16 protein-coding genes are annotated in these 17,978 nt (G+C 72.2%); 7 read left to right on the top strand and 9 right to left on the bottom strand.

Translation table 11 applies throughout. From position 1 onward, the window contains the following. Positions 1 to 115: 115 nt before the first annotated feature. Positions 116 to 1,096 carry a LacI family DNA-binding transcriptional regulator gene (locus IEY61_RS12620; RefSeq protein WP_189044087.1) on the top strand — a complete coding sequence of 327 codons (981 nt, stop codon included), beginning with the start codon at positions 116 to 118 and terminating at the stop codon, positions 1,094 to 1,096. 44 nt (positions 1,097 to 1,140) lie between these two features. On the opposite strand, the gene IEY61_RS12615 is transcribed toward IEY61_RS12620, so the two are convergent. Continuing rightward, a complete protein-coding gene (locus tag IEY61_RS12615) occupies positions 1,141 to 1,767 on the bottom strand; it encodes a TetR/AcrR family transcriptional regulator (RefSeq protein WP_229705859.1) in 627 nt (208 codons plus the stop codon). Between the two features lie 68 nt (positions 1,768 to 1,835). Between IEY61_RS12615 and IEY61_RS12610 the strand changes: the two genes are divergently transcribed. Next, positions 1,836 to 2,993, top strand: a complete 1,158-nt coding sequence (locus IEY61_RS12610) for an FAD-dependent monooxygenase (RefSeq protein WP_189043775.1) — start codon at positions 1,836 to 1,838, stop codon at positions 2,991 to 2,993. Between the two features lie 29 nt (positions 2,994 to 3,022). Here the strand turns inward: IEY61_RS12610 and IEY61_RS12605 are convergent, their stop codons facing one another. Beyond that, positions 3,023 to 3,454 carry an NUDIX hydrolase gene (locus tag IEY61_RS12605; RefSeq protein WP_189043773.1) on the bottom strand — a complete coding sequence of 144 codons (432 nt, stop codon included), beginning with the start codon at positions 3,452 to 3,454 and terminating at the stop codon, positions 3,023 to 3,025. A gap of 44 nt (positions 3,455 to 3,498) precedes the next feature. Between IEY61_RS12605 and IEY61_RS12600 the strand changes: the two genes are divergently transcribed. Next, positions 3,499 to 3,792: a DUF6412 domain-containing protein gene (locus tag IEY61_RS12600; RefSeq protein WP_229705858.1), complete on the top strand. Its 294-nt coding sequence runs from the start codon at positions 3,499 to 3,501 to the stop codon at positions 3,790 to 3,792. A gap of 87 nt (positions 3,793 to 3,879) precedes the next feature. Further along, positions 3,880 to 4,710: a membrane protein insertase YidC gene (gene yidC / locus IEY61_RS12595; protein ID WP_189043771.1), complete on the top strand. Its 831-nt coding sequence runs from the start codon at positions 3,880 to 3,882 to the stop codon at positions 4,708 to 4,710. Positions 4,711 to 4,764: 54 nt separating this feature from the next. On the opposite strand, the gene IEY61_RS12590 is transcribed toward yidC, so the two are convergent. From IEY61_RS12590 to IEY61_RS12575, 4 genes are read right to left on the bottom strand one after another with little or no spacing between them, the layout of a single operon-like run. Next, a complete protein-coding gene (locus IEY61_RS12590; RefSeq protein WP_189043768.1) occupies positions 4,765 to 7,098 on the bottom strand; it encodes a beta-xylosidase/alpha-l-arabinosidase in 2,334 nt (777 codons plus the stop codon). A gap of 36 nt (positions 7,099 to 7,134) precedes the next feature. Further along, positions 7,135 to 7,995, bottom strand: coding sequence for a carbohydrate ABC transporter permease (locus IEY61_RS12585; protein ID WP_189043766.1), 861 nt, complete (start codon positions 7,993 to 7,995; stop codon positions 7,135 to 7,137). Positions 7,996 to 7,997: 2 nt separating this feature from the next. Continuing rightward, positions 7,998 to 8,996, bottom strand: a complete 999-nt coding sequence (locus tag IEY61_RS12580) for a carbohydrate ABC transporter permease (RefSeq protein WP_189043764.1) — start codon at positions 8,994 to 8,996, stop codon at positions 7,998 to 8,000. Further along, positions 8,993 to 10,303 (bottom strand): extracellular solute-binding protein, encoded by a 1,311-nt coding sequence (locus IEY61_RS12575; protein ID WP_189043762.1) that lies wholly within the window; start codon positions 10,301 to 10,303, stop codon positions 8,993 to 8,995. The genes IEY61_RS12580 and IEY61_RS12575 overlap by 4 nt, the downstream gene beginning before the upstream one ends. Before the next feature lie 139 nt (positions 10,304 to 10,442). On the opposite strand from IEY61_RS12575, the gene IEY61_RS12570 reads away from it, so the two are divergent. Continuing rightward, positions 10,443 to 11,450, top strand: a complete 1,008-nt coding sequence (locus IEY61_RS12570; RefSeq protein ID WP_229705856.1) for a LacI family DNA-binding transcriptional regulator — start codon at positions 10,443 to 10,445, stop codon at positions 11,448 to 11,450. Between the two features lie 170 nt (positions 11,451 to 11,620). Beyond that, on the top strand, positions 11,621 to 12,646 hold the full coding sequence (locus IEY61_RS12565; RefSeq protein ID WP_189043760.1) for a hypothetical protein: 1,026 nt from the start codon (positions 11,621 to 11,623) through the stop codon (positions 12,644 to 12,646). 47 nt (positions 12,647 to 12,693) lie between these two features. On the opposite strand, the gene IEY61_RS12560 is transcribed toward IEY61_RS12565, so the two are convergent. From IEY61_RS12560 to IEY61_RS12550, 3 genes are read right to left on the bottom strand one after another with little or no spacing between them, the layout of a single operon-like run. Further along, complete coding sequence (locus tag IEY61_RS12560) at positions 12,694 to 13,158, bottom strand: hypothetical protein (RefSeq protein WP_189043758.1); 465 nt, start codon at positions 13,156 to 13,158, stop codon at positions 12,694 to 12,696. Next, positions 13,133 to 13,762, bottom strand: coding sequence for an RNA polymerase sigma factor (locus tag IEY61_RS12555; protein ID WP_189043756.1), 630 nt, complete (start codon positions 13,760 to 13,762; stop codon positions 13,133 to 13,135). The genes IEY61_RS12560 and IEY61_RS12555 overlap by 26 nt, the downstream gene beginning before the upstream one ends. 22 nt (positions 13,763 to 13,784) lie before the next feature. After that, complete coding sequence (locus tag IEY61_RS12550) at positions 13,785 to 15,098, bottom strand: S8 family peptidase (RefSeq protein ID WP_189043754.1); 1,314 nt, start codon at positions 15,096 to 15,098, stop codon at positions 13,785 to 13,787. Between the two features lie 205 nt (positions 15,099 to 15,303). Here IEY61_RS12550 and IEY61_RS12545 point away from each other — a divergent pair, with 205 nt between their 5' ends. Next, positions 15,304 to 17,910, top strand: coding sequence for a CHAT domain-containing protein (locus IEY61_RS12545; protein WP_189043753.1), 2,607 nt, complete (start codon positions 15,304 to 15,306; stop codon positions 17,908 to 17,910). The last annotated feature ends 68 nt before the right edge of the window (positions 17,911 to 17,978 follow it).

Here is a 17,978-nt window from a genome sequence, read left to right as displayed (position 1 = left end):
GGAAGCGCTACCAGCACAATCGGCTCCAGGTGCTTACCCGGCCGACCGGGGGCGCGGCATGATGCGGGTGGGCGCCCGCACCATCGGGCGGATGAGCGGCAACAGGGAGTACATCATGATCACGGCAGGCCGGCCGGCCACCCTCGACGACGTCGCCCGTGCCGCCGGGGTGTCCCGGTCGACGGCGTCGCGGGTCATCGCGGGTACCGGGTTCGCCTCGCCGGTCGCCCGCGAGCGGGTGCGAACCGCCGCCGACCGGCTCGGTTACGTACCCAACACGGCGGCCCGGGCACTGGTGCGTGGCGGTGGCGTACGCCTGCTGGTGGCCGTGGCCGGCACCAGCCCGGCGGTTCTCGACGACAGCTACGTCGACCAGGTGGTGAGCGCCGCCGCCCGGGTCTGCGCGCCGCACGGTCTGGGCGTGACGGTGCAGTGGCTGCCGCTGGACGCGCCGGGGCTGCTGACCCGGCTCACCGCCGACCGGGCCGTGGCCGGCCTAGTGCTGGTCAACACCACCAGCGCACTGCTCGATCTGGTGCCGCTCCGGCTGCGGGGGCGGGCGGTGTCGATCGGCATCGGCTCGGCCACCGTGCCGTCGGTGGACATCGACAACGCCGGCGGCACGGGCTCGCTCGTGCGTCATCTGTACGCCGGCGGTCGCCGCCGGATCGCGATGGTCACCGGCCCCCGCTGGCTGGCCTGCGCCGACCGCTCGGTTCAGGCGTACCGGCGGCTGCTGGGCGACGCCGGCCTGCCGACCCGGGAGGTGGTGGGTGACTTCAGCGCGGCCCGGGGCCGGGCGGCCGCCCGGGAGGTGCTGCGCCGCTGGCCGGACACCGACGCGATCGTCGGGATCAGCGACGCGACCGCGCTGGGGGTGATCAGCCAACTGCGCGCCGACAGCGTGCGGGTGCCCGACGACGTCGCGGTGACCGGGTTCGACGACATCCCGTTGGCCTCGGCGACCGCGCTGACCACGGCGAGCCATCCGGTCCGGCGGATCGCCACGGCGGCGGCGACCATGGTGCTGGAGCAGCGCCCGAAGCCGGACCGCACGCTGTTCCCGTCGGCACCGGTGCTCCGCGAGAGCGCCTGACCGGCGTCGGCGCGACGGGCGGGCTAGCCGGAAGCTGGTCTGGTTCAGGTGGTGACGGCGCGCAGCAGGTCGCGGACGGCGGCGGTCAGATCGGCACGGCTGGCCGGGGTGCCGGGCGGCGGCGCGTCGAGCGCCCCGGCGCCGACCAGCCGGTCGAACAGCAGCCCGTCGACGAACGCGACGAACTGGTGCCCCTGCCGTCGGGGATCCGGGGCGCCCGCCCGGGCGAGCAGGTCCACCGCCTGTGTGCGGAGTACCGTGCCGTGCTCCAGGATCGTCCGCAGCTGCGGCCGATGGACCGCCTCCAGCAGGCAGGCGTACCGGGCCAGGGTCCGGTGCCGGCCGGCGGAGAGCCAGTGGTCCAGCACACCGGCGATGCCGGCGGCGAGCTGGTCCAGGTCGGCCGGGGAGAGCCGCGGGCCGGGTTGCCCGGACGGCGCCGTGGTGGGTAGCTGACGGTCGCCGAGGTCGGCCCGGTCCAGGTCGGCCAGCCGCTGGACGACCGCCTCGACGAGCGCCTGCCGGGTCCGCAGGTAGGCGGAGGTGGTGCCCGCGGGCATGCCGGCCCGGACGTCCACCGCCCGGTGGGTCAACCCCCGCATGCCGCTCTCGGCCAGCAGCGCGATGGCCGCATCGGCCAGCACTGCCACCCGCTTCGTCCGTCTGGTCAATCCGTCCGCCTCCGGTCCGTTTCTACGCATGTAGTATGCCCTTCTACAGGCGTAGAAAGGTGTGGTTCATGACGGACAGGCACGCGGTGGTGGCCGGAGCGGGCATCGGCGGACTGGCCGCCGCCCTCGCGCTGCATCGACGCGGCTGGCGGGTCACCGTGCTGGAGCGGGCCCCCAAGCCGCGTGAGGTCGGTGCCGGGATCACCCTGATGGCGAACGGCGTCCGCGGGCTGGACGCGCTCGGACTCGGCACGCCGGTGCGCCGGATCGGGCGGGCCGACGGCCCCGGTGGGCTGCGCGACCGGACCGGCCGCTGGCTGTCGCGGGTGGACGCCGACGAGATGAACCGCCTGCTCGGCACCACCGCGCTCGGCGTACACCGGGCCGCCCTGCACCGGACCCTGCGCGAGGCGCTGCCACCGCAGGCGCTCTGGACCGGCTGCGCGGTGCAGGACGCGGACCCGGACACCGGCGTGGTGCGCTACCACCGCGACGGCGCACCGGCGCAGCTGCGCGCCGATCTGGTGGTCGGCGCCGACGGGCTGCGCAGCGTGCTGCGCGGTCTGCTCTGGCCGCAGCTTCCGCCCCCGACGTACAGCGGCTCGACAGCCTGGCGGGCCGCCATCGCCTACGACGGGCCGCTGGCCACGACGGCCAGTTGGGGGCCCGCCGCCGAGTTCGGCATGGTGCCGCTCGGCGACGGCCAGGTCTACTGGTACGGGGTGGTCGGCGCGCCGGCCGGCCAGACCGCCCCGGACGAGCTGACGGCGGTACGCGAGCACTTCGGCCACTGGCACGACCCGATCCCGACGCTGCTCGCCGCCACCCCGCCGGACGCCGTGCTGCGCAACGATCTCCACCACCTGGCCACCCCGTTGCCCAGCTTCGTGCGCGGTCGGGTGGCGCTGCTCGGCGACGCCGCACACGGCATGCTGCCCCACCTCGGGCAGGGTGGCTGCCAGGCGATCGAGGACGCGGTGACGCTCGGCGCCCTCGCCGACCCGGCCGCCGACGTGCCGGCGGCGCTGCGCGCGTACGACCGGGCGCGCCGGCCCCGCAGCCAGCGCATCGCCCGCGCGGCGGCGCAGCTGGCGCGGCTCGGCCAGCAGCTGCGTCACCCGGCGGCGATCGCGGTACGCGACACGATCCTGCGGTTGACGCCGGGCCGGATAGCGCTGCGCGGCATGGCCCGCCACGCCGACTGGCACCCACCACGGGTCGGCTGAGCCGCCTGGCGTCGCTCAGTCGGCGGGGTTCAGTCGGCGGCGGCCAACGAGGTGAGTTCGGCGTACTCCGGCGAGGCCAGGAAGCGGGTCAACAGCTGCGCCGTACCCGGGGTGTAGGGTCGCCCGTCCAGGATCTCGTCGGCGGAGAGGAAGACGAGGGCGGCACCCTCACCGAGCACGATGTCCTGCTGCCGGGCCCGGGTGGGCGCGCAGAAGTAGTGCTTGACGCGGTCCTGGTCGGGCAACTCCTGGCGGGCGTACCACCGCAGTCCCTCCGTCACCCGCAGCCCGGTCTCCTCCCGCAACTCCCGGCGGGCGGTCGTCTCCGGGGTCTCCCCCGGCTCCCCGTGCCCGCCCGGCAGGCCCCACACGTTCGGGTGGTACGGGGCGTACGCGTCGCGCAGCTGCATCAGCAGCCGGCCGCGCCGGTCCACCAGCAGGACGCAGGAGATCGGAATCATCGCCCCAAACTAGACGAGCAGCCCCGGGTTGCACCCTGCCGGCTATGGTTGTGGCTGTGATCGGGCTCGGCGTGCTCTGGTACCTCGTCGGTGTGTTGGCCGACGTCGGTGCGTCGAGCATGCTCTCCGGCACGGCCGCGGCGACCGGCGTTCTGTTGACCGTCCTGCTCGCCGCCGCGAATCTGCTGCACCGGGTGGTCGCCGACCCCGACCTGCGGATCACCCGCCGGATGCTGCGCGAACGCGCCGGACGCACCGGCATACCCCGCCATCGCGACCCCGACGCCGCCGGCCGGGCCCGGCCCAGGGCCCCGACGACGCCCCTCGCGGTCGTCTGAGCCTTTTCCTGCCCGCTCCCCGACGACCGCGACTGACTGTTCCATCACCTGTTCGTCAGTCTTCAGTCGCACTTCGAGGGGTGCTTCATGTCCATGATCTACGCGTCCATCTCGGCAATCCTGCTGTTCTGGCACGCCGCCTGGCAGTTGCTGTTCGGGGACACGGCCGTGCTCGGCACCAGCTGGTCGTGGGTGCTCGGCATCGTGTTCCTGGTGCTCACCGTCCGGACCATCCTGTTCCCGGTCTTCGTCAAACAGATCAAGTCACAGCGGGCGATGCAGGCGCTGCAGCCTCGGATCAAGGAACTTCAGGAAAAGCACAAGAACGACCGGGAAACCCTGCAGCGGGAGCTCGTCGAGCTCTACCGGACGGAGCAGGCCAACCCGCTGATGGGCTGCCTGCCGATGCTGGTGCAGATCCCGGTCTTCCTGGGCCTGTTCCACGTGCTGCGGCATCTCAAACCGACCATGCCGGAACACCTCAAGACGCTGTACGGCTGGACGGTCACCCAGTTCGACAGCGCGTCGTCGGCGAAGCTGTTCGGCGCGCCCGTCGCGGCCAGCTTCCGCTCCACCGCGGCGGAGCTGGACCTGCTCGGCGCCGACGGTGTCACGGTCAAGGCGGTCGCCGCGATCCTGATCGTCGCGATGATCGCGACGACCTACCTGAGCAGCCGGCAGTTGATCCTGCGCACGGGGTGGGCCGAGGACCCGCAGCAGCGGATGGTGCAGCGGCTGATGCTCTACGGCATCCCGCTCTCGCTGCTCGTCTCGGGCCTGATCTTCCCGATCGGCGTGATCATCTACTGGGTGACCACGAACCTGTTCAGCCTCGGCCAGCAGACCTGGGTCCTCCGCAAGTACCCACCCCCGTCCACCAAAACGGCGCCGCACCCCGCACCCGCCCCGGTCCCCTGAACCGAGATCCTGGTACGTCACGTCGGCCGTGACGTACCAGGATCCGCAGTGGGGTCAGTGGTGCAGCGTGGTGGTGGTCCAGCGGGGAGAGGCGCTGGTGACGGGGGTCGGATCGCCGGTGAGGGTGATCCGGGTCTGGGCGTGACGGTGGGCGCTGGTGCCGACCCAGAGCTCGACGTCGCCGGGCTCCACGATCCGGGTGAGGGAGCGGTCGGAGAAGGCCAGCCGGGTGGTGGGCACCGCCAGTTCGACCGTGACCGACTGGCCCGGCTCCAGTTGGACCCGCTGGTACCCGAGCAGCTGTGCCACCGGCCGGGTCACCGAGGCCACCAGGTCGTGACCGTAGAGCTGGACCACCTCGGCACCGGCGCGGGTGCCGGTGTTCGTGACGCGTACGGTCACCGGGATCGTCCCGTCGGTCGGCACCGTGGCGGGCACCGACAGGTCGGCGTACTCGAACGTCGTGTAGGACAGTCCGTGGCCGAAGGGCGCCGCGGGCGTCGTGGACAGGTTGGTCACCTCGCTGCCCTCGCCGAGGGCCGGATGCAGGTAGGAGTACGGCTGCGCGCCGGCCGAACCGGGCAGGCTGACCGGCATCCTGCCGGACGGGTTGACCCGCCCCGAGAGCACTCCCGCGATCGCTCCGGCGCCCTCCTCACCGGGGAAGAACGCCTGCACCACCGCCGCACACCGGGCCAGCGCCCAGCCGACCGCGTACGGCCGGCCGGTGAGCAGCACCAGGACCACCGGTCGACCGGTGGCCAACACCCGCTCGACGAGTTCCCGCTGGACACCGGGCAGCTCCAGGTCGTCCCGGTCACAGCCCTCGCCGACCGTGCCGCGCCCGAACAGGCCGGCGTGGTCGCCGACGACCAGTACGGCGACATCCGCGCCGGACGCCGCCGCGACGGCCTCGCCGAATCCGGACCGGTCGTCGCTGTCCACGTCGCAGCCCCGCGCCCAGCTGACCCGCTCGGCGCCGAACTCGACCCGCATCGCGTCGAGCACCGTCGGCGCCTCGACGCCGCTCTCCACGTCGGGATGCTGGGCGAGCACGTGGTTGAGGAAGGAGTAGCACCCGAAGAGCGCTTCCTGCCGATCGGCGTTCGGGCCGATGACCGCCACCCGCCGGTCCGCAGGGAGCGGAAGCGCCTCCTGGTTGCTGACCAGGATGATCGACTCCTCCGCGAGGCGGCGGGCGATCGCCCGGTGCTCGGGCGAGTCGAGGTCGATCGACCGGACCGGCTCGTCGGTGAAGGTGGCGTCGAGCAGCCCGAGCTCCAGCTTCTGGCGCAACACCCGCAACACCGACCGGTCGATGACCGCCTCGTCGAGCCGGCCGGAACGCACCGTCTCCACCAGGGTCAGGTAGGCGTCGCCGGTCGGGAGCTCGATGTCGACGCCGGCGGTGAGTGCCTGCACCGCTGCCTCCGCGTGGTCGCCCGCGACGTGGTGCAACAGGTTCAGGAACGCCACGCCGAAGTAGTCGGCCACCACGGTGCCGTCGAAGCCCCACCGGTCCCGCAGCACTCCGGTGAGCATCGTGGGGTCGGCGGCGACGGGCACGCCGTCGATCTCGGCGTAGGAGTGCATGACCGAACGCGCATCGCCGTCGAGGATCGCCATCTCGAACGGCAGGAGCAGCACGTCGGCGAGTTCGCGCGGACCTGCGTGCACCGGGGCGAAGTTGCGTCCGGCCCGCGAGGCGGAGTACCCGACGAAGTGCTTGAGCGCGGCGTGCACTCCCTGGGACTGCAGGCCCCGCACGTACGACGTGCCGAGCGTGCCGACCACGTACGGATCCTCGGAGATGCACTCGTCGACCCGGCCCCAACGCGGATCCCGGATCACGTCGAGCACAGGGGAGAGGCCCTGGTGCACGCCCAGGGCCCGCATCGACGCCCCGATCGCCGCCGCCATCTCGCCGACGAGGTCGGGGTCGAAGGCCGCGCCCCAGGCCAACGGGGTGGGGAAGGTGGCCGCCTTCCACGCCGAGAGCCCGGTCAGGCACTCCTCGTGGACGATCGCCGGGATGCCGAGCCGGGTGCCCGTCACCAGATCCGCCTGGAACTTCCACAGCCAGGACGCGCGGGCGACGGCGTCGACGGGGCGGGTGCCATAGGCCCGGGTGAGATGGCCCAGCCCGTGCCGGGAGGCGTCCTCCAGCCTGCCGACGCCGCTGAACTCGCCCTGCAAGGGCGCGACCGCCTCGCCGTCCTCCTTCTCCCAGAATCCGACCAGCTGCGCGACCTTCTCCTCGATCGTCATCCGGCCGAGTAGCTCGCGTACCCGCGTCTCCCCCGCCGCTCGGTCGGAGCGGTCGTGGCGCGGTTGCGGCTGGGTCGGTGTTGTCGCCGGCGCGCCCACTACCCCGTGGACCTCAGTCATGCTGTGTATCCCCTTTGTTGCTCGTGCCGCTGTCGCTCAGCCCTTGACCGCGCCCTGCAGGCCACCGACGATCTGTTTCTCGGCGAATGTGAAGAAGAGTAGTGCCGGCAACATCGCCAGCGACGTGAAGGCGAGGATTCCCGCCGTGTCGGAGGTGTACTGGCTGGAGAAGTTCTGCACCCCCAAGGGCAGGGTGTGCAGGCTGGCGTCGCCGAGGACCAGCAGTGGCAGCAGGAACGCGTTCCAACTCGCCACGAACGCGAGGATCCCGACGGTGACGAGCGCGGGCCGCGACAGCGGCAGCACGATGCGCCAGAGGAAGCCGATCCGTCCGGTGCCGTCGATCGCGGCGGCATCCTCCAGTTCGCGGGGGATGGCGGACAGGAAGGGTCGCAGGATCACGACGGTCAGTGGCAACTGGAAGGCGACCTGCGGCAGGATCACCGCGTAGTACGAATTGATCAGGTTCAGGTCGCGCAGCATGAGGTAGAGCGGCAGGATCGCCGCCCCGGCCGGGAAGAGCAGACCGAGGGTGAAGAAGGTGTACAGCACCTCGCGTCCCCGGAAGGTGTACCGGGCGAGCACGAACGCGGCACTGACCCCGAGCAGCACGACGCCGAGCGTGGTGCCCAGGGCGATCACCCCGCTGTTGAACGTCTGCTGCCAGAAGTTGCTCTGCGTCAGCACCCTGGCGTAGTTGTCCCAGACCCACGGACTGGGCAGCCCGGCCGGGTCCGCGACGATCTGCGGGGTGGTACGGAAACCACCGATGACCACGTAGACCACCGGGGTGATCGACACGGCGGCGACCGCGAGCGCCAACGCGTAGGTCAGCGGGCTGCTCCACGTGATGGGTCGGCGGTTGACGGACGAGGACTGCATGGCGTTCGCGGTCATGGTCACTTCGCCCTTCCGGTGACGGCGCCCTGGATGTCACGACGCAGCAGGAAGCGCTGGAAGATCAGCGCCGCGACGAAGGAGATGACGAACAGGATCACGGCCACCGCGTTGCCGTAGCCCCACAGCCGGGCGAAGAACCCGTTGTCCACCATGTACGTCGCCATGGTGGCCGACGCGCCCAGCGACCGTACCGCGGGCACCGAGGTGACCCAGATGATGTCGAAGACCTGCAACGAACCGATCATCGACAGGAACATCCAGATCCGGATCGTCGGGCCCAGCAGCGGCAGCGTGATGTGGCGCTGGGTCTGCCACCAGCTCGCCCCGTCGATCGCAGCCGCCTCGTTCAGCTCCTGCGGCACATTGGACAGACCGGCGAGCAGGAGGATGATGGCGAAGCCGACGTACTTCCAGGTGAGGACGAACAGCAGTGTCCAGATGACGATGTCGAGGTCGGCGAGCCACGCCTGCACCAGACCGCCCAGGCCCACCGCCTCCATCAGCGCGTTGAGCGTGCCGGCGTCGGAGAGCAGCAGCTTCCACATGATGCCGACGGTGACCTCGGCCAGCACGTACGGCACGAACGCCAGCAGCCGGAACAGGGTGCGCCCGCGGAAGCTGCGGTTGAGCAGCAGGGCCACGCCCAGGGCGATGGGGCCCTGGATCAGCAACGACCCGAAGACGATGATGGCGTTGTTGCGCAGCGCGTCCAGGAAGATCGGGTCCTGGAAGGCGAGGACGTAGTTGTCGAAGCCGACGTAGTCGGTGGGCGGCCCGACGCCACGCCAACGGAAGAGGCTGTAGTAAAAGGCGAAGCCGATCGGCACCAGTACGAACATCACATACACGATGACCGCTGGCGTGGTGAGACCGATGATCTCGTACCACTTGCGTCGGGTCTCGGCCGCGCGGTAGGACGACCGCTTCGCGGGCCGGCGCCCCGCCGGCGGCGCGGTCGCGCCGCCGGCGAGGTCCAGGGTGGGGTTGGTGGAGGTCACTTGCGTGCGGCCGCCTTCATCGCTTCGACGACCTTCTCGGGCGTGCCGTTACCGGCGAAGATGGCGACGATCGCGTCGTTCATCGCGTTGCCGACCGTGCTGCCGAACGCGGTGTCCAGCCAGAGCTGCACGTAGGTCGCCTCGGTGGTGGCTTCCAGGATCGACTTCAGCGCGGGGTCCGCGACCCCGGCCTCGGCGCCCTTGGCCACCGGCAGGCCGGTGCCGGTCTCGGCGTAGCCCTTCTGCACCTCGGGGCTGACGATGTACTTGAGGAACTCGACGCACTCCGCCGGGGCGTTCTTGGCGCAGGCGAAGCCGTCGCCGCCGCCCAGGGCCGCCTTCGGGTCACCCGGGGAACCGGCGATCGCCGGCACCGGGAACCAGCCGATGAACTTGCTGAGCGCCTCCTTGTCGGCGGCGACCGTGTCCAGCGTGCCCTTGTTCCAGTCGCCCATCAGCTCCATCGCGGCCTTGCCGTTGGCGAGCAGACCGTTGGCGCTGGTCGGGTCGTTCTGCCCCGGCGTGGCGATGAAGTTGGGCTGGAACGGCTTGGTGTCGATGAACGCCTTCAGGTCCTGGCCGGCCTTGACGAAGCACTGGTCGTCGAAGTTCAGCTCCAGGGAGGCCTTCTTCAGCGTGTCGACCGAGCAGGCGCGCAGCGCGAAGTTGTACCACCAGTGCGCGGCGGGCCACTTGTCACCCGCGCCGACGGCGATCGGGACGACGTTGATCGCCTTGAGCTTGGTGACCGCCTCGTTGAGCTCGTCGAACGTGGTCGGCGGCGCCGCGATGCCCGCCTTGGCGAACATCTCCTTGTTGTACCAGATGCCCTCGATGCCCATCCGGAACGGCAGGCCGTACTGCTTGCCGTCCACCTGCCAGATCCCGGCCGCGCCGCCGATGTTGGCAACCTCGTCCTTGGCCTGGTCGGTGATGTCCTTGAGGTAGTCGGCCTCGACCTGCTCACGGATCTCGCCGCCGCCCCAGGACTGGAAGATGTCCGGCGGGTCGTTGCTGAGCAGCGCGGCGGGAAGCCGGGTGCGCTGGAGCTGGTTGGTCTCGATGCCCTCGATCTCGATCGTGACCGTGGGGTGGAGCGTGTTGAAGTCCTTGGCGACCTTCTCCCAGTAGGTCTTGCCGGGCCCGTCCTGCGAGGCGTTGTGCCACCAGGTCAGGGTCACCGGATTCTTGAACAGCTCATCCTTGGATGGAGCCTCGCTCTCGCCGCCGCCGCCACATCCGGCGGCAAGCAGAGCGGTGGTGATGGACAGCGCTAGGACGCTGCTTGCGCGGCGCTTTATAGCCACGGTGTCTCCTCGACTAGTCAGTCGCGGTGTTTCGGCCTGCGGGGGAGTTTTTCAGCCCCGTCATGGAGTGTCAATCGGTGTCGATAACGTTTTCGACTCGGCTGCGGAGGGCCATGATCTGCCCTCTATCATCATCAACGTGGCGTTCCCGCAGCGTGTGAACATGTCGGACGTGGCCCGTGCGGCCGGCGTCTCAGTGGCTACCGTATCCAAGGTCGTGAACGGCCGGTACGGCGTGGCACGCGCGACCGTGGAGCGGGTCCAGCAGGTCATCCAGCAGCTCGGTTACGAGGCCAGCCTGGGGGCGCAGAGCCTGCGCAGTCACCGTACGAACGTGCTGGGCATCCTGGTCGCCGAGTTCGAGCCCTTCTCCACCGAACTGCTCAAGGGCGCATCCACGGCGGTGGCCGGCACGGGCTACCAGTTGCTGGCCTACTCCAGCGGCGACGGCGCCGGCACGGCCATCGGCTGGGAGAGACGTTCCCTCGCGCGCCTGTCCGGAACGCTCATCGACGGCGCGGTGATCGTCACGCCGACGGTGGTGGAGACCAAGCAGGGCTTCCACGTCGTCGCCGTCGACCCGCACACCGGCCCATCGGGCCCGCCCACGGTCGACTCCGACAACTTCGCCGGCGCCGTGCTCGCGACCGACCACCTGCTGTCGCTGGGTCACCGCCGGATCGGGCACATCAGCGGACGCCCCGACCTCGAGTCGTCACGATTGCGGGAGGCCGGCTTCCGGAAGGCCATGGCCGATGCCGGCGTGACCGTCGACGAGCGGCTGGTACGCGTCGGCGGGTTCCGGATCGAGAGCGCCGCCGGCACCGCCGGCGAACTGCTCGCCCTCCCCGACCGGCCGACCGCGGTCTTCGCAGGGAACGACCTCTCCGCCATCTCCACGATGAACGTCGCCCGGGAGATGGGTCTCGCCGTGCCCGACGACCTGTCCGTGATCGGCTTCGACAACATCCCGGAGTCCGCCCTGGTCAACCCGCCACTGACGACGATAATGCAACCGCTGCAGCAGATGGGCGCCGAGGCGCTGCGCCTGCTCGTCGACCTGATCGCCGGCGTGGAACGCGACATCCACATCCGGCTTCCCACCGAGTTGGTGGTCCGCGCCTCCTGCCGGGCGCTGCCGGTCTGACCGGGAACGGCTCGGGCGAATTTGCCGGTCCTCGCGCCATCTGACAGCGCGGCGATCCGCCGACGGTATTTCCGGGCCCCCGGCCGGCTCCTCAAAGACGAAACCGCGCCGACACGGTACGGAAACACCCGCCGGGTCGGCCCAGTCCCCGTCGATGGGAGAAACCTGTCATGAACAGTGCAGGGAGACGTGTCCGCAGAGCCGCCCTGGTGGTCCTCGCGGGCGCGGCGCTGACCGGTCTGCTGTCGGTCACCGCAGCCACCGCCGCGCCCATCGGGGCGCCGGAGCGGGCTGCCGCGGCGGCCCGCACCGATGTCTACATCTCCGACGTCGCCGCCGACGTCGGGATCGAGCCGCACTCGCTCAATCCGCTGTGGACCAGCCCCGACATCAAGGTCTGCCCGACCGCCGTGGAGTGCGCCGTCAGCCAGAACCCGATCGTCGGAGCGACCAACTACGTCTTCGTCAAGCTGCGCAATCCCGGGCCGTACGGCTCGGGCACCAGCAGCGGCGTGCTCCGGGTCTACCGGACGACGCCCGGTGGCGGCGCGGTCTGGCCGACCCACTGGACGCAGATCGGGGCGGCCAACGTCACCGCCTACGCGGGCGTCACGACGGTCACCATCCCGTGGACCGGCGTGCCCGGGCCGGGTCACTTCTGCCTGATCGCCCGCTGGGTCTCCGGCTCGGACCCGATGACCTTCGAGGGTCCGGACATCAGCACCAACACCCGCCACAACAACAACATCGCGTGGCGCAACGTGGACTCCGTCCGGCTCACCGTCGGCGCGAATCCGGTCGTGCGGCCCTTCGCCATCGGCAACTCGCTGACCGTACCGTCCAGGAACGACCTGGTCTTCGCGGCGGCCGAGCCGCTACAGGCCATGGGCGGTCGGGTGGTCGTCGACCTCGGTCCGGAACTCTTCGAGCGCTGGCGGGCCGGCGGCGCGGTCGGCACCGGCGTACGCCCGGTCGGCCGGACCCAGGTGGAAATCGTGGAGCCCGCCAAGGCCAGCCTGGGCAACCTGCTGCTGAACCCCGGTGAGCGGGTGGAGTTCTCGCTGCTCTTCTCGGCTCAGGCCGCGTCCGACAAGGAGATCGCGCTCAACGTGACCCAGTTCGGGCCGGACACCAGCGGGGCCAGGTGGACCGACCTCGGTGGCGTGCAGTATCTGATCAGCGCCGACAAGCGATAGCCGAGCACCCTCGCGGGGGCCGCGGGCCGGACGGCCCGCGGCCCCCGTCAGCGTAGGCAGACCCAGTCGGTGACCACCGCGTGTCCGCCCACGTCGGCGCGGAGCTGGATCGGACCGGGCGGCGGCACGCCCAGCGAGAAGAGACCCACCGCGTCGACCGGGGCCTCGTCGTAGGTGCCGCTGGTCGTGCGGGCACTGACCCGACCGCCGCCGGCCGGGGAGAGCTGGCCGACGATCCCGGCGTCGGTCACCTCGATCTCCACCACGACCGGGCCACCGCCGAAGGAGAGGGTCCGCGCGGAACCCGCCGAACGGGTCAGCCCGACCAGCTGCGCCTGGCTCGCCGAGTCGAAGGTCAGCTCGGCCAGGGTCAGCTCGGCGTCCACCGTCCGCCAGGCGAACGCCGCCCGCGCCGCCGTCAGGTATTCCTGAGGAACTCCCCCGGCGTCCCACAGGGCCGACGCCAGCTCCGCCGTCAACCGGTCGTCATCGACCGGCGGCCACGGCTCCATCGCGTTCGCCCCCCTTCCTTCCGGCGCCGCCAAGGCCAAGGTACGGCGCGAGGGCCGGAGAGTCGCGCAGCCGGCGCAGGCAACGGCCCTGGGTCGGCCCGATGCTGCCGATCGGTACGCCCAGCCGGTCGGCGGCTTCCCGGTAGCTCAGCGGCGGATCGGCCGTCAGCAACGACAGCAGTTCCTGGCAACGTGGCGGAAGCTGGGCGAAGCCCTCCCGCAGCGCCTGTCGCCGCTCGGCACGCAACAGGTCCTCGTCCGGCGCCACGGCATCCGCCCAGGTCCCGTGGCACGCCTCGAGTGCGGCGTCGGACGGGTCGACCGGCTGGGTACGCCGGCCGAGGCGGGACATCCGGTAACACTCGCGCCGGGTCGTGACGGCCAGCCAGGCGCCCAGCGCCTCCGGGTCGCGTACCTGATCCAGGTGTTCCACCAGCCGCAGCCAGACGGTCTGGTTGACGTCGGCCGCGTCCGCGCCGACCAGGTCATGGGAGCGGATCACCGAGTACACCAGCGGGGTGTACCGGCGCACCAGCTCGGTCCACGCCGCCTCGTCCCCGCGCGCCGCGTCGGAAACCAGAACGGTCGCGCTCCGACCGGTCACCACGGCACCGCCGTTGCGGCGCTCATCCGACGAACACGCCGTAGTCGGGATGCCAGCGCGGCGCCGCGAGCAGGGCCAGCCGCGCCGCGTCGGCGCTCTGCCCGCTGGCGGTCATCAGGGCGGCGAGCCGGCCGGCGACGTGTGCCGCGGCGAACGAGGTCCCCGCCCAGGTGGCGAACCCGTGGAACAGCCGGGTCGGCCGGCCCGGCAGCGGCAGTTTACCTGCGACGTACGTGCTGTCGCGCCGACCGAGGGCGCAGGCGTCGACCCACGGTCCGAAATTGCTGTAGGTCGCCGGCAGCACACCGTTGGGGCCGGTATCGACCGCCGCGACCGCCAGGACCCGGTCCAGGGCGGCCGGCCAGAGCGGTCGGTTGATTCCGGCGTTGCCTACCGCCGCCACCACGGCGGTGGTCGGCGGCAGTCCGGCCACGGCGTTGGCCAGCGGCAGCGAGGGCTGATCGTCGAGGGTGAAACCACCCAGCGAAAGATTCACCACGGACACCTCCGGCGCGAGCCGGCCCAGGGCGGCCACCAGCATCGCCTCGTCACCGACGCCGGTGGGGTCCAGTGCCGACTCCGGGTCGACGCGTACGCCTGGCGCGGCCTGCCGGACCACTCCGGCGACGAACGTGCCGTGGCCGCCCTGCGGGGCGAGCACGTCGGCGTGCACGTAGAGCGGGTCCTCGTCGTCGGGCTCCGGCAGGTACGCGCCGCCGAGCCACTCCGGGTGAACGGCACCGGCCTGCCGCCAGATGCCGGTGTCGCAGATGCCGACCGTCACCCCCGCCCCCTCGCCGAGCCGAGCCGGATCCGGCGGTGGCAGGGCGGCGACCGCTCTGGGCGGCCCGCTCGGGTTGCCCATGATGTTGCCCAGGCCGAGCAGCACGTGGTGCGGTTGGACCGCGGGCACCCGCTGGCCGGGCCACTGCCGGGGGTCGCGCAGCTTCGTCACGACTGCGGGGATGTCGGTCTCCCCGGCGAACAGCAACCGGGTGACCCCGGCGAACCGGTCGGCGATGGTCGCCGGAAAGCCGGCGTTCCTCAGCCAGGCGGCAACCCGCTGGGCGTCGGCGTCGGCGGCGAGCAGTTGCCGGGGGCGGTAGAGGATCTCCCGGCCCGCAGCGGTGTGCCGCCGCACGTCGCGATCGGCGTTGAGCGCTTCGGCGAACGCGATCTGGTAGGCCCTGTCGTCGTCGGTGTCGCCGAGCGCCCGTGCCGGACGCAGCCCGACGCCGAGCGGCACCGCGGCCACGGTCAGGGCGGACGCCGCCAGGAGCCACCGTCGGGACAGGCCATGATCGGGACAGGGCGCGATGGGGTGATCAGGAAGCACGGGGTCCTCCAAGGATCGTCCGGGCAGCGGCACGCGCCGCTGGTGGCCGGCGCGTGCCGCTACCAGCGGCGCGTGCGGCGAATTTCCCGGACCTCACCGATTCTTTCAAATGATCGGTGAATGTCAATCGGCTGAGTGACGGATCCGTCACGTGGAGTCCGGTGTCGATGTTGACGCGCCGCCATGGATGGTGAACTCTTTGTCCATGCCGGACAGCACCGATGCCGGTGCCGGGAACGCCCAGGCGGCGCTCGACACCGTCCAGCGTTGTCCGCGCGACGCGATCACGGCCGCCCAGCGGGTGCTCGCCGCCGGACCCGCCGACGACGAACGCTCCACCGCCCACCGGGCCATCGGCCTGGCCCTGCGGGAGCTCAACGATCTGCCCGGCGCGCTGCGCCACCTGCGACGGGCGGTACGGACCGCCGGCACCGCCCGGGCCGCCGCGCTGGCGCGGATGAGCCTCGGTTACGTACTGGCCAACGCCGGCCGTACCGCGGCGGCGCTGCGGGCGGTGACCGCCGCGCTGCCCGAGCTGACCGGCACGGACGCCGGGCGGGCCCGGATGCAGCGGGGGGTGGTGCTGCACTACCGCGGCCGCTACGACGAGGCGGTGCGCGACTACGGCCACGCCATCGACATCGCCCAACGCGACGGTGACCTGCTGCTGGAGGCACGGGCCCGCAACAACCGGGGCCTGCTCAACGCCCACCGGGGCACCGCCGGTGGCGCCGACGACCTCTCCCGGGCCGCGGCCGTCTTCCGCGAACTCGGGCTCGACCTCGCGGCCGCCGACGCCCGCTGGAACGGCGGTATCGCGGCCGGCCAGCGCGGTGACATCGCGGCGGCGTTGCGGTGTTTCGCCGCCGTCGGCGAGGAGTACCGGCGACTCGCCGTGCCCCGGCCGGCGTTGCTGCTGGACCGCGTCGAGTTGCTGCTGTCGGTGCCGCTGGTCGACGAGGCGGTGCAGGTGGCCGCCGTGGCGATCCGGGAACTGCGCCGCCGCGGGATGGCCTCCGACCTCGCCGAGGCACTGCTGGCCCAGGCCCGGGCCGCGTTGCTCGCCGGTGACCTGGACACCGCGACCGCAGCCGCGGCGGCGGCCCGGACCCGGTTCCGGCGCCAGGGTCGCCGGACCTGGGCCGCATTCGCCCGGCACGTCGAGCTACGCGCCGAGTTCCGCCGGGGTACCCGCACGCCGGCCCTGTTCAGGGCGATGGTGCGGACCGCCGACCAGCTCGACGCCACCGGATGGCGAGATCCGGCGCTGATCACCCGCATCGACGCCGGCCTGCTGGCCGCAGCCGCGGGCCGCACCGATCGCGCCAGGGACCTGTTCGCCACGGCCGCCCGGACGCGCGGTCGGGGCACCGCCCCACGACGGGCACAGGGCTGGTACGCCCTGGCGCTGTGGCGCCAGTTGGACGGTGACGAATCCGGTGCGGCCCGCGCCCTCCGTCGCGGCCTGGCCGTGCTCGACCGGCACCGCACGTCACTCGGCGCCACCGAACTGCGGGCCCACAGCGGGGCGTACGGGCAGGAGCTGGCCGCCGAGGGTCTGGACATCGCCGTCCGGGCCGGCGCACCGGCCCGGGTCCTCGCCTGGGCGGAGCGGTGGCGCGCCAACACGCTACGGATGCGCTCGGCACTCCCGCCCGACGACCCCGACCTGGTCGCCGCCCTCGCCGAGCTGAGGATGGTCAGCGGTCTGCTGGGGGACGCGGTGCTGGCCGACCGGCCGGTGCGTGCCCTGCGCGGCCGGCAGGCCCGACTCGAGCACCGCATCCGCGACCTGGCCCGGCGGGTGCCCGGAGGAAGCGGAGTGCTGGCCCCGCCCACCGTGGATGCCCTGGCCGAGCGGCTCGGCCCGCGTGTGCTGGTCGAACTCGTGGCGCACGGCGATCGGCTCCGGGCGGTGCTGGTCCGCGACGGCCGGGCCAGCCTGCACGACCTGGGCCCGCTCACCGAGGCGGCGAGGCTGGCCCGCTGGCACCGCTTCGGGCTGCGCCGGCTGATCACCACCGGCGACTCGGCCGCCGCGCGGGCCGGTGCCGCACACGCCGCCACCGCGCTCGACAGTCAGCTCTTCGATCCGTTGCGGCGACGCCTGGCCGACCGCGCCCTGGTGATCGTTCCGGTCGGGGTGCTGCACGGCGTCGGCTGGGCCGGGTTGCCGACCTGCGCCGGTCGCGCCGTCACGGTCGCCCCGTCGGCCACGGTCTGGCTCGCGGCGGATCAGCGAGAGGCGGCGGTCGGACCGCCAGTCCTGGCCAGCGGCCCGCGCCTGCCGGCCGGGCAGGCCGAGGTCCGCCGGCTGGCCCGGGTGCTGCCGGGATCCCGGCTGCTCACCGGAGCGGACGCCACCGCCGACGCGCTGACCACGGCCCTGGACGGCGCCGGGATGGTGCACATCGCGGCCCACGGCACGTTCCGCGCGGACAATCCCCAGTTCTCCACCCTGGAGCTCGCCGGCGGGCCGCTGTTCGCGTACGAGTGGGAACGCGTCGCCCGTCCGCCCGGCTGCGTGGTGCTCTCCGCCTGCGAGTCGGGGCTGACCGGCCTCCGTCCCGGCGACGAGATCATGGGTTTCGCGGCGGTGCTGCTGGCCCTGGGCACCCGGTGCCTGATCGCCACGGTGTTGCCGGTGCCGGCCGAACCGACCACCGCGCTCATGCTGGACCTGCATCGACGGATGCGGGCCGGCGCCCAGCCGGCACCGGCCCTCGCCGACGCCCAGCGGGCGTTCGTCGCCTCCGGCGACGGCACCGCCCGGGCCACCGCAGCGGCGTTCGTCTGCCTGGGCGCCGGCTGACGGGTCCGACTACGGGTTTAGTCAGGCGGGGACGGACACACGACCGACTCCGTTTCGGCGGAATGGCG

The organism is Micromonospora sonchi, assembly GCF_014646235.1.
GTDB lineage: Bacteria > Actinomycetota > Actinomycetes > Mycobacteriales > Micromonosporaceae > Micromonospora > Micromonospora sonchi.
Note: the sequence above shows the minus strand (reverse complement) of the source record. Positions and strands in the feature narration are given on the sequence as shown.

Excerpts from the sequence above, each read along its gene's own strand:
- IEY61_RS12620 (WP_189044087.1), top strand. The coding sequence starts at position 116 with ATGATCACGGCAGGCCGGCCGGCCACCCTCGACGACGTCGCCCGTGCC.
- IEY61_RS12610 (WP_189043775.1), top strand. The coding sequence starts at position 1,836 with ATGACGGACAGGCACGCGGTGGTGGCCGGAGCGGGCATCGGCGGACTG.
- IEY61_RS12605 (WP_189043773.1), bottom strand. The coding sequence starts at position 3,454 with ATGATTCCGATCTCCTGCGTCCTGCTGGTGGACCGGCGCGGCCGGCTG.
- IEY61_RS12600 (WP_229705858.1), top strand. The coding sequence starts at position 3,499 with ATGGTTGTGGCTGTGATCGGGCTCGGCGTGCTCTGGTACCTCGTCGGT.
- yidC (WP_189043771.1), top strand. The coding sequence starts at position 3,880 with ATGTCCATGATCTACGCGTCCATCTCGGCAATCCTGCTGTTCTGGCAC.
- IEY61_RS12590 (WP_189043768.1), bottom strand. The coding sequence starts at position 7,098 with ATGACTGAGGTCCACGGGGTAGTGGGCGCGCCGGCGACAACACCGACC.
- IEY61_RS12585 (WP_189043766.1), bottom strand. The coding sequence starts at position 7,995 with ATGACCGCGAACGCCATGCAGTCCTCGTCCGTCAACCGCCGACCCATC.
- IEY61_RS12565 (WP_189043760.1), top strand. The coding sequence starts at position 11,621 with ATGAACAGTGCAGGGAGACGTGTCCGCAGAGCCGCCCTGGTGGTCCTC.
- IEY61_RS12560 (WP_189043758.1), bottom strand. The coding sequence starts at position 13,158 with ATGGAGCCGTGGCCGCCGGTCGATGACGACCGGTTGACGGCGGAGCTG.
- IEY61_RS12545 (WP_189043753.1), top strand. The coding sequence starts at position 15,304 with ATGCCGGACAGCACCGATGCCGGTGCCGGGAACGCCCAGGCGGCGCTC.